This window comes from Corynebacterium sp. sy017 (assembly GCF_017918135.1).
Classification (GTDB): Bacteria; Actinomycetota; Actinomycetes; order Mycobacteriales; family Mycobacteriaceae; genus Corynebacterium.
Window position 1 is genome coordinate 28,470 of record NZ_RZUE01000003.1, and the last position, 13,346, is coordinate 41,815.

General features: G+C 47.6%; 13 protein-coding genes. 5 read left to right on the plus strand and 8 right to left on the minus strand.

Annotated elements, in window-relative coordinates:
* Positions 1-240 precede the first annotated feature (240 nt).
* From EML15_RS06595 to EML15_RS06605, 3 genes are all read left to right on the plus strand, one after another.
* On the plus strand, positions 241-1,638 hold the full coding sequence (locus EML15_RS06595) for a hypothetical protein (RefSeq protein WP_144274226.1): 1,398 nt from the start codon (positions 241-243) through the stop codon (positions 1,636-1,638).
* Between the two features lie 363 nt (positions 1,639-2,001).
* Positions 2,002-3,357, plus strand: a complete 1,356-nt coding sequence (locus tag EML15_RS06600; RefSeq protein ID WP_144274228.1) for a hypothetical protein — start codon at positions 2,002-2,004, stop codon at positions 3,355-3,357.
* A gap of 15 nt (positions 3,358-3,372) precedes the next feature.
* Positions 3,373-3,558 carry a hypothetical protein gene (locus EML15_RS06605; protein WP_144274230.1) on the plus strand — a complete coding sequence of 62 codons (186 nt, stop codon included), beginning with the start codon at positions 3,373-3,375 and terminating at the stop codon, positions 3,556-3,558.
* Between the two features lie 204 nt (positions 3,559-3,762).
* Here EML15_RS06605 and EML15_RS06610 read toward each other — a convergent pair whose 3' ends face one another.
* A complete protein-coding gene (locus EML15_RS06610) occupies positions 3,763-4,332 on the minus strand; it encodes an NADPH-dependent FMN reductase (protein ID WP_144274232.1) in 570 nt (189 codons plus the stop codon).
* Between the two features lie 178 nt (positions 4,333-4,510).
* Between EML15_RS06610 and EML15_RS06615 the strand changes: the two genes are divergently transcribed.
* Positions 4,511-5,506, plus strand: a complete 996-nt coding sequence (locus EML15_RS06615; RefSeq protein WP_144274234.1) for an ABC transporter substrate-binding protein — start codon at positions 4,511-4,513, stop codon at positions 5,504-5,506.
* Between the two features lie 50 nt (positions 5,507-5,556).
* Here the strand turns inward: EML15_RS06615 and EML15_RS06620 are convergent, their stop codons facing one another.
* From EML15_RS06620 to EML15_RS06645, 6 genes are all read right to left on the minus strand, one after another.
* Positions 5,557-6,414: an ABC transporter ATP-binding protein gene (locus EML15_RS06620; protein WP_144274235.1), complete on the minus strand. Its 858-nt coding sequence runs from the start codon at positions 6,412-6,414 to the stop codon at positions 5,557-5,559.
* Positions 6,411-7,499, minus strand: a complete 1,089-nt coding sequence (locus EML15_RS06625; protein ID WP_144274237.1) for an iron chelate uptake ABC transporter family permease subunit — start codon at positions 7,497-7,499, stop codon at positions 6,411-6,413. Before EML15_RS06625 ends, EML15_RS06620 begins: the two co-directional genes overlap by 4 nt.
* The gene (locus tag EML15_RS06630; protein ID WP_144274239.1) at positions 7,499-8,557 is read right to left on the minus strand and encodes an iron ABC transporter permease; all 1,059 of its coding nucleotides are present in this window, start codon (positions 8,555-8,557) and stop codon (positions 7,499-7,501) included. The genes EML15_RS06625 and EML15_RS06630 overlap by 1 nt, the downstream gene beginning before the upstream one ends.
* A gap of 98 nt (positions 8,558-8,655) precedes the next feature.
* The gene (locus tag EML15_RS06635; protein ID WP_144274241.1) at positions 8,656-9,390 is read right to left on the minus strand and encodes an SDR family NAD(P)-dependent oxidoreductase; all 735 of its coding nucleotides are present in this window, start codon (positions 9,388-9,390) and stop codon (positions 8,656-8,658) included.
* A 23-nt stretch (positions 9,391-9,413) separates the two neighbouring features.
* A complete protein-coding gene (locus EML15_RS06640) occupies positions 9,414-10,583 on the minus strand; it encodes an acyl-CoA dehydrogenase family protein (protein WP_144274242.1) in 1,170 nt (389 codons plus the stop codon).
* A gap of 116 nt (positions 10,584-10,699) precedes the next feature.
* A complete protein-coding gene (locus EML15_RS06645; RefSeq protein ID WP_144274244.1) occupies positions 10,700-11,872 on the minus strand; it encodes an acetyl-CoA C-acyltransferase in 1,173 nt (390 codons plus the stop codon).
* Between the two features lie 46 nt (positions 11,873-11,918).
* On the opposite strand from EML15_RS06645, the gene EML15_RS06650 reads away from it, so the two are divergent.
* Positions 11,919-12,134 carry a hypothetical protein gene (locus EML15_RS06650; RefSeq protein WP_144274246.1) on the plus strand — a complete coding sequence of 72 codons (216 nt, stop codon included), beginning with the start codon at positions 11,919-11,921 and terminating at the stop codon, positions 12,132-12,134.
* 21 nt (positions 12,135-12,155) lie between these two features.
* On the opposite strand, the gene EML15_RS06655 is transcribed toward EML15_RS06650, so the two are convergent.
* Complete coding sequence (locus EML15_RS06655; protein ID WP_144274248.1) at positions 12,156-13,169, minus strand: glycosyltransferase family 87 protein; 1,014 nt, start codon at positions 13,167-13,169, stop codon at positions 12,156-12,158.
* Positions 13,170-13,346: the final 177 nt, after the last annotated feature.

Below are 13,346 nucleotides of genomic sequence, written 5' to 3' on the forward strand. Positions count from 1 at the left end.
ATTGGGAAAGCGTTTTTGTTCTTTTTCCTAGGAAGAAATTGAGGAAATAATGTTGTTGAATCGTTTTGCTAAGCGTGCTGCGGCTGTTGCTGCCGTAAGTATGCTTGGTGCGGGTTTTCTATCCCCCCCCCCTCGGTATTAGCAGGTAACGGTGGTACGGAAGAATATCCAGTCCATAATAATACCTTTGGTTTTTGGGGTGGTGCGAACTGTGACACTGGTTCTACCTGTGTGAAACAAGTGGGGGATGAAACACAGGTCACGTGGCAAGTGCAATTGTCACCACTGGTTTTTTCTCAGGATCACGTCCAAACTACTAGTGGTGCGCAGATTATGATCCCATCTACTGTGAAAGATGTATCCATCAAGCTCACGCATATGCCTGATATTTACATGCGACCAGTTGATGATGGCAAAGGGCATCTCCGGGAAACTCAGTGGGAAGATGCAGATGGTAATCCATTACCTGAAGCAAATATCATTACCGATGAGAATGATAGTTATGTTCCTGCCAAGGCAGTGGACTATCAGGTTCCAATCGTTGATTCGATAGCAGAGCTTACTGATAATGACACGTATAAAGTGTCGTCGTTTGTGAAGAATCCTTATGGTTCTTTAGCTGATAATAACACTTTAGCTGATGGTAACAAGGGTATATATGGTGTTCAGCGCTCTTCTTTTGCTGATCAGCCTGATTGGGATTTCTACCAAATCGGCTTGAACACAGTGGGTGTATTCACTTTTGAGGTCACTGGTACTGTGGAGGCTGTCGGTGAGGATACCTATATTCCGATTCGTGCTGAGAATATGCTGTGGAAATGCTCTGCTGAGGGTGGTGGACCTGGTAGTTATGAGGGAGGTTGCGCGAGTCTGAAAGATTATGAGTGGGGTCTTACTGGTGAGTTGCCTCCTGTCACTACCAAAGAGCAGTCTGAGGAAACGCGTAACAAGATCGTCGAACTATATAAGAAGCAGGGAAAAATTGATGGCTTGACTGGTGTTGGTGCGTGTGCTGTGACAGCAGATATTGATCGTTTCGATACGATTGGTAGTGATATAGAGCCGACTGTTGATGGCAAGCATGGTGCTTACGCACAGGAGTTTCATCTTCGCTTGAATCCTGCGGTGAGGTATTATGGTCCGCTTAATGGTGCTGAGGATAACTGTGATCAGGGCTTCCAGCATATTACGCTGTGTCCTGATGAGGAGTCTGAGGTGCCACCTAGCAAGGAGCCTGTAGAGTCTGAGGAACCAACGCCTTCTGAGGAGCCACAGGAATCTGAAGAACCTACTCCTTCTGAAGAAGAGGAGGTTGGTCCTGCTAAGCCTTCTAAGGACACTGAGGAACCAACTTCTAGTGATGAGTCACAGGAATCTGAGGAGCCTACATCTTCTAAGAAATCACAGGAGCCTGGAGAACCTATTTCTAGTGAAGAACCTGTTTCTTCTGAGAGTAAGTTTGTACCATCTGCTCAATCTGAGCAGGGTAACCCCGCTGGGTCTAAGCCAGAATCTAAGCCTGTACCTAAGACCGTTATCGCTGAAAGTGTGAAGGATAACGTCGCTAAGCAGGCTAAGACTGTAGCGAAGAAAGACCGTCCTAAAGTTACTACGGGTGGTCATTTGCGCGTAGCGTAATTTTTGTTTTGCACAATAGTCCTAGCACCGATGGTGCTAGGACTTTCTTTATGACATGGGTTATGATGAGAAATGCTTTTATGTTTTTCTCAGCTTTGTGTTTATGGCTGAGGATGGCTTGGAAAGTATTTTTGTTCTTTTTCCTAGGAAGAAAAGTAAGAGGAAATATGTTTTTACAACGTTTTGCTAAGCGTGCTGCGGCGGTTGTTGCCGTAAGTATGCTTGGTGCGGGTTTTCTAGCCCCCCCCCTCAGTATTAGCCGCTGGTCCTGTCGGTTCTGATGATAGTGGCTCCCAGGGCAGCGATGCTGATAATGTTTTTGGTTCGTGGGGTGGTGCGAACTGTGACACTGGTTCTACCTGTGTGAAACAAGTAGGCGATGAAACACAGGTCACCTGGCAAGTACAACTATCACCTTTGGTGATGGATGAAGATCACATCCAAACTACTCGCGGTGCGCAGATTATGATCCCGTCCACAGTCAAGGACGTGTCTATTAAATTGACGCATATGCCTAATGTGCAATGGCATAGAGGTGTTGCCGCTCAGGGGGAAGATCCTGAGAAAACTTATTGGGAGGATTTGGATGGTAATCCGTTACCTGAAGAAAAAATCATTGGGTGGGGTAATGATACTTATGTTCCTACCAAAGAAGTAGAGTACCAGGTTCCGATCGTTGATTCGACGGCGGAACTAACAGATAACGACACGTATAAAGTGTCGTCGTTTGTGAAGAATCCTCATGGTTCTTTAGCTGATGATGAAAAGGGAAGGTATGGTGTTCAGCCTTCGTCTTTTGCTGAGCAGCCTGAGTGGGATTTCTACCAAATCGGCTTGAACGCGCTGGGTGTTTATACCTTCGAGGTCACCGGTACTGTGGAAGCAGTCGGTGAGGATACCTATATTCCGATTCGCGCGGATAATATGTTGTGGAAGTGTTCTGCTGAGGGTGGTGGACCTGGTAGTGTTGAGGAAGGTTGCGAGGGGCTAAAAAATTACGAGTGGGGTCGTACTGGTGAGTTGCCTCCTGTTACTACCAAAGAACAGTCTGAGGATACTCGTAACAAGATCGTCGAACTATATAAGAAGCAGGCGAACGTTGATGGTTTGACTGGTGTTGGTGCGTGTGCTGTGACAGCAGATATTGGTCGTTTTGACACTATTGGTGCTGATATAGAGCCGGCTGTTGATGGCAAGCATGGTGCTTACGCACAGGAGTTTCATCTTCGCTTGAATCCTGCGGTGAATTATTATGGTTCGCTTAATGGTGATGAAGATAATTGTGACCAGGGTTTCCAGCATATTACTCTTTGTCCTGATGAGGAGTCTGAGGTGCCGCCTAGTGAAGAGCCTGTAGAATCTGAAGAACCAAAGCCTTCTGAAGAAGAGGAGGTCGGTCCTGCTAAGCTTTCTAAAGAATCTGAGGAACCAACCTCTAGAGAGGAACCTGGGGAGTCTGCGGAACCTACATCTTCTAAGAAAACACAGGAACCTGGAGAATCTACTTCTAGTGAAGAACCTGTTTCTTCTGAGAGTAAGTTTGTACCATCTGCTCAATCTGAGCAGGGTAACCCCGCTGAGTCTAAGCCAGAATCTAAGCCTGAGTCTAAGACCGTTATCTCTGAAAGTGTGAAGGATAACGTCGCTAAGCAGGCTAAGACTGTAGCGAAGAAAGACCGTCCTAAAGTAACTACTGGTGGTCGCCTGCGCGCTGCGTAGTCGCAAAGATATCTCGTGAAAGCTCCTACGTTTGTAGGGGCTTTTCGTTTTCTCGTGATTTTCTTTGCCAAAAATGAGCTATTAACTATTTTTGCCCATCCTCATCCTCGTGGCAAGGATGAATCCGCTAACCAATATGGGGAAAGAAAGCAAGAAAAGCATATTTTCCATCCCAATCGTCTCGAGCGTTACCCCTGCTAATGCCGACCCCAAGGGAACAAGGGCGAGAGAAGCAAACCAATCTATGCTGATGACTCTGGCTAGTAAAGTGTGAGGAACATTCTTCTGCAGAAAAGTTGCCCAATATATATTTCCTATGGTCAGAAATATGCTTGATAGTAGAAACGACAAGATAAACGCAATGGTGCTCTTAAAGAGCAGTTCTATAGGATATTTTGATTTTTATTAGTGTAACAATTGCTCTATTGCTCGATCTATTCGGGCAATAATTGTTTCGCTGGTGAGTATTGGCATAGTTTCTGTTTCGGTGAAGTCTGTTGTGTTGGTGGCTACGGCAACATTGATGACTTGTGCGTGAAGATTAACGCCGACAGCTCGAAGGTGATCTATGGCTGAACCACTGAACCGACCGCCTCCGTGAGCCATCACTGCTACAGGTTTATTTTCCATTAAAGAGATATTGACATGATCAATTATTTTCTTTAATCCTGAGGAATATGAACCATGATAGATGGGAGTGATCCATACAAAGGAGTCTGCTTGTCGTACTCGGTGGCAAAAATCACGCACACGCGGATCTGCTGAACCCTCTGGGTTGCGGTGATCGATTGGATTATGCAGCGGAAGATCCAAAGTGGATACCTCGATCAGATCTACTTCTTGCCCTCGGTCAGTGAGCCGCTTGCCGACGACGTGTGCTAGGACAGAAGAATAAGAACCGATACGGTGACTGCCTGCCACAATCATTGTGCGCTGGCTGTGATGCTTAGCATTGTGAGTTGAGTTTTCCTGCATGATTTCTCCGGTGCATGATCTGTGAGTTTCGTACTTAAAATTTTAAGCTAGCACTTTCTGCTTTTTTGCCATTTTAGCCTCTTCATTACCGAAAAAATTAAGGTAGGATTAACTAAGTTTCTCGCAGATTGCGAGGTGTGCACCAAGGGTGCGATAAGAACAAGGAGACTGCATAGCGATGAAGAAACCAAGTACATGGTATGCACAACGAGGCTCTAAGCGTGCGCTTATTGCTGCTTTATCTAGTTGCGCATTATTACTAGGTGCGTGTTCTACCAACACCGCAGAAAACTCATCCAAACAACAAGAGTCCACCGCGGCAGAAGCGGGAGAAAATGTGGCGAGCTTGGGTTTGGGGGACGTCGATACGCTATTAGCGTTAGGAATTACCCCTAGTGTGTTCGCTGCATGGGTTGAGGATAGTGATAGCCCGAATGGGCTTGGTCCTTGGGCAGCAGATGATCTGCCGAAAGATAAAAAACCTGAGGTGCTTTATGGTACCGGTACTGGTTTTACCTCGGAGCATTTGCAAAAAATTGCGGCGGCTGAACCCAATACTATTGTTGCGGTGAATGCACAGGTAGATGAGGACACTAAAGCAAAATTAGAAGCCATTGCTCCTGTTACTTACCATGACAAGCAATATAAAGATTGGCAGGTTCCGTGGCGTTCACAGGTAGAGAGCGTGGCGCAGGCGGTCGATAAGAAAGCAGAAGGCAAGGAACTTATTGCGAAAACTGAGCAGTCGCTTAAGGGATTCCGAGACAAACACCCTGAACTTGCTGGGAAGAAAGTTGCCATTGGGCTACCATATAACGGTCAGCTCAGTCTCTACACTGATGCTGATGGGCGTGGAGCTTTGCTTGAAGAATTAGGGTTTGAGGTTCCTGAGGAGTTCAATGAGCGCGCTCAGGATAATTTCTACTTTGAGCTTTCTCCGGAAAACTACGACGTACTGGAGTCGCTGGATTATCTATTTATTTTGTCCTATGACAATAATGAAGATGAGCTAAAAAAGAACCCGGTATATGCAAATCTGAAGTTAGTGCAGGAAAACCGGGTGTTCTTTATTGAAAAACAGCTCGGTAATGCCATGAGCACTCCGAACCCACTGAGTATTCCTTGGTCGGTGGAAAAACTTGATGCGTTGCTTGCACAGAATACAACGTCTTAAGCTCTCATGATTGTTAGCTCCTAGGGTCATAACCGCTACAGGTTATGACCCTATTTTTCTGCTCCTACTGCGTGTGATTCTAATTCGGATTGGGTCTGCTCTGGTTGCGTTGGTACCACAAGCGGACCTCCTGTAACAGGGTCTGCGACGACGATAGCTGAAAGCCCAAAAACTTCTTTCAATAAACCACTCGTGATCACGTGCGCAGGCGTTCCTGTGGTGATGATCTGCCCATCTTTCATCACAATCAGGTGATCGGAATAGCGAATCGCCAAGTTCAGGTCATGAAGAACCATCACTATTGTTTTTTGTTCCTGGGAACGCAGCCGTCCTACTAATTCCAGGATCTCAATGGAGTGAGCGAGGTCTAAGTAGGTGGTGGGTTCGTCGAGGAAAACGAGGTCTGTATTTTGGGCTAGGACAAGAGAGATCCATACTCGCTGCCGTTGTCCTCCTGAGAGGGAATCTACTGTGCGCTCGGCTAGGTGATCTGTGTTGGTGAGTCTGAGTGCTTCAGTTACTGCCTGTTGGTCTTCTTTATTCCACTGGCGGTACCAGGATTGATGCGGGTGGCGTCCTCGGGAAACAAGATCAGAGACTAGTAACCCTTCCGGAGCAAGAGGGGATTGCGGTAATACACTGAGAGTTTTAGCGATTTCTTTGCGGCTTAGGGTGCTTATATCCGTGCCGTCGAGCGCAATAGTTCCTGAGGTTGTAGGCAAAAGCCGTGACAGGGTGCGCAGTAGCGTTGATTTACCGCACCCATTAGGGCCAATGACTGTGGTGACAGCTCCGCGTGGAATATCAACATCGAGTGTGTTAATGATTTTTTCTTTGCCGTAGCCAGAAGAAATACCGCGGGCACTAATGCGGGCAGCGGAGGTAGCAGGAGAGAACGGAATACTCATGATGCGTTGACCTTTCGGTTAGAGCGAATGAGAAGATAAATAAGGAACACTCCGCCAATCGCAGAGGTAAGAATACCCACCGGGAGTTCTTTGGGAAACACTGTTTGAGCACATAGATCAGCAAAAATAAGCAAGAAAGCGCCACTGATCATGGAGCCGAATAGTGGGGGAGTAGCCAGTCCGCTGAGAGTGCGGCTGATATGGGGGGCGACGAAAGCCACAAAACCAATCGGCCCACTGGCTGCCACTGCCAAAGCTGCCAACAGAACAGAGAGAACCAGCAGGCAGAACTGCGAAGCAGTAACGTTATTGCCTAATCCGCGGGCAAGATCATCACCCAGCACTAAGATACGTAGCTGGTACGCAATCCACGGTAGTAGCAGAATCACTACGGGCAGTACCCATAACAACCAACTGATACGGCTCCATGAAGCAGAGTTGAGTGAACCATTAAGCCAGAAGGTTGCGGCGGTGGCGTCGTTAATATCAGCGCGGGTCATAATCCACGTGATATACGCCTGCAACAGGGCGCTGACAATAATGCCGGTGAGGATCAATCGGAAAGTATCAATTTTGCGCTGAAAGCTCATAATCCAGATCACCGTGGCAGTGAGCATGGCACCCAAAAACGCAGCAATGGGAATGCCCACCCCGGTAAGCCACGCAATGAGAGCACTGGTGGTGCCAGAACCCAGCACGATGATAGTCACCGCTGCTGCGGAAGCACCCACTGTGATACCCAGAATGTCTGGAGTTGCTAAGCCATTGCGAGTGAGTGACTGCGTTAAGGCGCCGGATAATCCCAGGGCAGCGCCAATAATGATAGCTGCAACACTGCGTGGGGCGCGCCATTCCAGCACCACCATGCGCTCAATGCGGGTACCACCGCCGAAAAACACATCCAGCACCCCATGGGGAGTAATAGGGTAATCACCGATCGTGATAGAAACAACCAGCAGAATGAAAATACCCACCGCAAGTACAGCGTTGATCAGCACAAGCCGCGGGCGCAGTAGCCCAGAAAAAACTCCAAGATTAACCGGGATTTGTTGTTTTGATGGCGGAATGCGTAGAGGAGTGTGCATCAGAGTTTCACCACCTTACGTCGATACAGCAAAAAGAGGAACACAGGTGCTCCCACAAAAGCAAGCACAATACCTACTTGTAGCTCCCCAGGCCGTGCGACGACGCGCCCCACAACATCAGCAGCTAACAACAACACCGAACCTGTCAGTGCTGAATACGGAAGAATCCACCGGTAATCAGGGCCAGTGATCGCACGAACAATATGGGGAACCACTAAACCAACAAAACCAATAGGGCCAGCTGCCGCAGTAGCTGCCGCTGCCAGCAGAGCAATGAGTGCCATGCCAATGAAACGTTGACGTCCCACATTAACCCCCAAGGACTGGGCAGTATCTTCCCCTAGGTTAAGAAGATTAAGGGAGGATGCAGTGCTAAAAGCGGCAATCACACCAAGCACAATAAAAGGAGCAATCCCCCAGGCCACAGATAGTTCCCGCCCTGAGAGAGCGCCCGCTGTCCAAAAACGCAGGTGATCCAGACTGGATTGATTACTCAGAATGAGAGAAGAAGTAATAGAAGAAAGGACAGCTGCTAAGGCAGCACCACCGAGAATCAGCGTTAAAGGGTTCATGGATCCTTTGCCCACAGAGGCAAGACCAAAAACCAGCATGGTGGCAGCAATGGAACCAAGGAAAGCAACCACGACTGTTGCCTGCATTGAACTAATACCAAAGAAGGTGAATCCAAGGACAACAGCCAGAGAAGCTCCAGAGGAGATACCTAAAATACCGGGGTCAGCCAAAGGGTTGCGGGTATGCCCTTGCACTAAGGCGCCGGCAACACCCAAGGCTGCGCCCACAAATATGCCCAGCACGGTGCGAGGGTAGCGCAGGTGAGAGATGACGGTGGCGTTATTATCAGTGCTTTCTACCTGCCCAGATTTAATTTGTTGCCATGCGTCGGGCAAAGCGTGTATGAGCGTATCCCATGTCATATATCGTGCGCCAAAGAGAAAGCTCAAGATAATCATGAGGACTAGCAGTAGCACAAGGATGAAAAAACCAATGACTCGACGTCGATAAAGCGAGAGTGTCGTCGTATGCTTTTTATGGGGCATTGGGTAGGTTTCCTTGAATAAAAATTAATTATCTTAACCTAACCTATTAAAGCACCTATGCTGGAAAAAACATAGGTGCTTACCTGAAAGTGTGTATTCTAACGTGGCGGCATACGCAATGCTCCATCTAAGCGGATTGTTTCGCCATTAAGATATGGATTTTCGACGATACTGAGCACTAGATGCGCATATTCTTCTGGCTTAGCTAAACGCGGCGGAAAAGGAACCAGAGCTTCAAGTTGCGTGCGAAACTCAGGTGTTATTGCAGCCATCATTGGCGTATCGACGATACCCGGAGCAATCGAATTAACTCGTATCCCAGAAGAAGCAAGATCACGCGCCACTGAGATGGTCAGCGAATGTACACCACCCTTACTTGCTGCATATGCTGCTTGCCCCACTTGCCCCTCAAAGGCAGCGACACTTGAGGTGTTAATAATTACGCCGCGTTGCCCATTCTCATCTGGTTCATTTTCCCGCATTGCAATAGCAGCCTGACTGAGAACATTAAAAGTGCCAATCAGATTAACATTGATGGTTTTAGTAAAAAGCTCAAGTGAATGAACACCATTCTTGCCCACAACACGTGCAGAAGGGCAGATACCAGCGCAATTGACAGCAAGTGCCAAGGGCGCAATGGCTTTTGCTTGCTCAATAGCGGATGCGACTTGTGCAACATTTGTGACATCGCATTCGACGTACGTGATATTGGAATTATCCCCTTGGGTGAGGTCGAGAGCAATAACGTGGTAACCGGACTCAAAGAGTGCTTGGGCAGTGGCGGCACCGAGTCCAGAAGCGCCACCAGTGACAAGAGCACAGGAGTTCTGCATGATATGTCCTTTGCTGAGAAAAATTACTTAAAAGCGGATAAGCCTGTGATAGCGCGACCAACAATAAGGGAGTTGATCTCGTAGGTTCCTTCATAGGTATAGAGGATTTCTACATCATTGAGCAGCTTGGATAGTTCATATTGGGTCAGAATGCCATTACCACCTGCTAGTGCCCTGCCGGCTGCAGCGGATTCTCGTGCTAAGCGAGTTGTGGTTGCTTTGGCAAGAGCTGCATGAACCATATCAAAACCACCATTATCTTGTAGCCAGGCGATTTGGGCGAGCATACCGTAACTTGCCATTGCATTGCCGAGAATGCGCGATAACGGTTCTTGAACAAGCTGATATTTTGCCAGTGGCTTGCCAAACTGCTCTCTGTCAAGAACATAGTTGCGTGCACTATCAAAAATGGCTAGCTGTACTCCTGCGCCTTGCCATCCGACCCAAGCCCGAGAGTTGCGCAATAGGATGTTTGTTTGGGCAAAACTTGCAGTACCTGGGATGAGATTCTCTCGAGGGATAAGAACATTCTCAAAATGGAGATCGGCATTTTGCATAATGCGTAATCCCATTTTGCGATCAATTTTTTGCGCTGAGAAACCATCACGCTCTTTTTCTACGATAAAGCCCTTAATTTCATTATCGGTGGTGTCGCGAGCAAAGACGATGGCAAAATCGCAGATAGTTCCAGCGCCGATCCAGCGTTTTTGACCGTTAATAATCCAACCATCATCGGTTGGAGTGGCGGTGGTGGCTAGACCGCCGGCGATGTCTGAGCCATGATCTGGTTCGGTTAAAGCGAAACAGCCGATATTGCGGAATTGGCGCAGCCCTGGGAGCCATGTGTCTTTTTGCTCCGTGGATCCAAACTCGTTTATCAGATCGACAATGAGTTCATTGTGAATGCCAACTAGTGCGGATAGGGAGACATCGGCACGGGTAACTTCTGCGTAAATCATTCCTTTGAGCAGGCGGGAATAACCGCTAAACTCTAGTTCGCCTAGCCCGACTTCAGCCAGAGGATCAAGAAGCTCAAAGGGGAATTCTTCTTTATCCCAATAGGTACCTACTGCTGGGCGAATTTTCTCCTGCAAGGTTTTTTGTACCTTAGCAAAATAGGCTTGTTCGTCTTTGTTGAGTAGGCGCGTGAATTGGAATAGGTCAGGATCGGGAAAGGGAATGTTGTGCGACATGAATCAACCTTTCATCTATATTGAGATTTGGTTCACATATTGATGAAAGTTGATTCTAGCGTACATTACTTGCTCTAGTGTGTGGTTTTGAGTATTTCTCTTCGTGTTATAGAGTTCTACTGGTTGTCGGCATAAATAAGCAGTGCTTCTCCTTGACCGCCACCACCACATAATGCAACAGCAGCTTTTGTTGCCTTATGCTGGGCAATCTGATGGCTTGCATGGACAAGCAAACGTGCTCCAGAAGCTCCGATAGGATGCCCAAGAGCAAGTGCGCCACCATGTGGATTAACTATGTCGACGCTTATCTCAAGCAGGGCTGCTGAGTAAGCTGTTACATCGGCAAAAGCCTCATTGATCTCTACTAAATCCAATTCATGCGAGTGCCAACCCTGCCGCTCTAGTGCTTGTTTAATAGCAGTCGCTGGTTGGTGCTGCAAACTGGAATCTGGTCCTGCGGTTTGTCCGGGTGCTCCCACAACTGCAAGAATTTTCCAGCCATGCTTAGTTGCCATCTCTCGGGTGGTCAAGACTACCGCTGCTGCTCCGTCGGAAATTTGGGAAGCGTGAGCTGCACTTAAAACTCCATGTGGCTTGAAAGCGGGGCGCAATGCTCGGATATCGGCAAGGGTAAGACCGGGTCGAATCCCCTCGTCGCGAGTAATGGTTGCTTTCTTGGTTTCGATAGCAACTACTTCATTATCAAACTCGCCAGTTTCCCAGGCTTTATGCGCTCGTTCATGGGAAGAAACTGCCCAAAAATCTCTATCATCAGCGGAAACGGGATAGTGCTCTATATGATTTTCAGTGAGTTCTCCCATCGAAATGCCCAGTGCGGCATCGCTGAGACCATCATGTTCCATATGATCAAGCAAAGTAGTGGCGCCATATTTGGTGCCTCGACGTGAGCCGTTAAGCAGGTGTGGTGCTTGGGACATATTCTCCATGCCACCAGCAACTACAACGTGTGCCTCGCCGAGTTTTAGCATACGGGTGGCGTCGATAGCTGCGCTTAAACCAGATAAGCACACTTTATTGACTGTTGTGGTATGTGCGGTAGGGCTAATGCCGGCGCCAAGAGCTGCTTGTTTGGCTGGATTTTGCCCCACACCTGCTTGTAATACTTGCCCCATGATGACGGCGTCAACAAGATGTGGATCAATGGTGCCAAGGGCTGCCTTAATGGCGTGTGCGCCGAGTTCAGTTGCTGGAATAGTGCTTAGCCCACCAAGAAGTTTTGCGATAGGGGTGCGAGCTGCACCAACGATAACAATATCCTGATCATTCATATAACCTACAGTACCGCAAAAATGTGACCCGTATCATGTTTTGTGATTGTGTGGGGCAGGGCGCAGTGAGTTTCTGCCTGAGTTTCTATTCGAGCTCCTATGCCCAGTTCCAGACAACCTCGGCGATGGACGTGCTGATCCGCAGAACTCCTGCGCTATGCCAGAGACAATGCGTGCGAGAGTAATAGATTTTTTGTCTATCCCACTCAGCAACAGCATACTAAGCGGGACTAATAATGCCGCTAGTGCTGCCCAAGGCTGAGATAATGGCGTTGAAAAATCATTATCGTAGGAAGCACCAAATGGTGGGAATAGTATGAGCAACACCGCCAATACACCCCAATTGCGTCGAATGATAATGGTGCCAGCAATAGGAATGATTGCGACAAGCGCATAATGGAGCCACACTAAACCTGATAAGGCTGTGCTGCATTATTAATGCAGTGACCGCACATATCTCAAAGAGATGTTGCGTTTTACTGCCACACTGCAGGAGCAACAAACCAAGTAAAACCAGTGCAATACAGAGTTTTATGACGGTAACAGCCACAGGCGTATCAGAAATGACTTGCACAATCGCAGTGAGATTTCTTGTTCCGGCAAAGAGAGAATCAACAGAAGAATTAATCGGCGATACTAACGTTTTTTCGTTTATCCAAGACAAAGTATCGAGCCAACTATTCATGACCGCTCGTCCACACCACATATATGTGACGACAATCATGATGGAACTGAAGAACAAAGCACTCACTCCAGCTTTTCGACGTGAGGCAAAACCAAGAAAAACCACAATAATTATTGCTGGTGTTACTTTAATAAGTGCTGCCAGAGCAATATATACACCAGAAGCAATGGGATTTTTCCTACTCAAAACCAGCGATAAGGCAATAAGCGCAAACACAAGAGGAGAAGTTTGCCCTAGATAGATACTTAATTGTCCTGCTGTACTGAGCCATAGAACAGAAGTGCCTGCAACAAGTACCCCAGTAGGGGTTGCCTGTCTGGTCCATAACGATATGGAGCTTGCAGTAAGCAACGCAAAACAGAAACCATTGATACCAGCAATAATGATGACAAACGCACGGAAAGTAATGATTTTTGTCAGCGGTGCAAGCATATACGCAATCAAAGGATGATGAACATAAGGGTGAGCAAGAGCTGCCGCATCAGAAATCAGGAGTGCTTCTCGTTGCCAGTCCTCACCAGTGGCAAGTGCAAAATCCATGGGATTGATAGCATAAAGCGCTGAACTACGTCCTTGATCAACTAATCGCGCAGCAATCCACCATGCGGCCAAATCGTCGCCATGCCCGAAGTTGAGCTGCGCAATAATGGTGAGAACAGTAAAAATGCTACCTACAATCCATACATTTTTCGGAAAAAACTGTATGGGGGGGGGAAGCGGTTTTCCGATGATATGGTTTTGGTCGTTCGTATGTCACCTTAAACATTGTAAGCGCATATGACCATATCA

Excerpts from the sequence above, each read along its gene's own strand:
- EML15_RS06610 (WP_144274232.1), bottom strand. The coding sequence starts at position 4,332 with ATGCAGGAAAACTCAACTCACAATGCTAAGCATCACAGCCAGCGCACA.
- EML15_RS06615 (WP_144274234.1), top strand. The coding sequence starts at position 4,511 with ATGAAGAAACCAAGTACATGGTATGCACAACGAGGCTCTAAGCGTGCG.
- EML15_RS06620 (WP_144274235.1), bottom strand. The coding sequence starts at position 6,414 with ATGAGTATTCCGTTCTCTCCTGCTACCTCCGCTGCCCGCATTAGTGCC.
- EML15_RS06625 (WP_144274237.1), bottom strand. The coding sequence starts at position 7,499 with ATGCACACTCCTCTACGCATTCCGCCATCAAAACAACAAATCCCGGTT.
- EML15_RS06630 (WP_144274239.1), bottom strand. The coding sequence starts at position 8,557 with ATGCCCCATAAAAAGCATACGACGACACTCTCGCTTTATCGACGTCGA.
- EML15_RS06635 (WP_144274241.1), bottom strand. The coding sequence starts at position 9,390 with ATGCAGAACTCCTGTGCTCTTGTCACTGGTGGCGCTTCTGGACTCGGT.
- EML15_RS06640 (WP_144274242.1), bottom strand. The coding sequence starts at position 10,583 with ATGTCGCACAACATTCCCTTTCCCGATCCTGACCTATTCCAATTCACG.
- EML15_RS06645 (WP_144274244.1), bottom strand. The coding sequence starts at position 11,872 with ATGAATGATCAGGATATTGTTATCGTTGGTGCAGCTCGCACCCCTATC.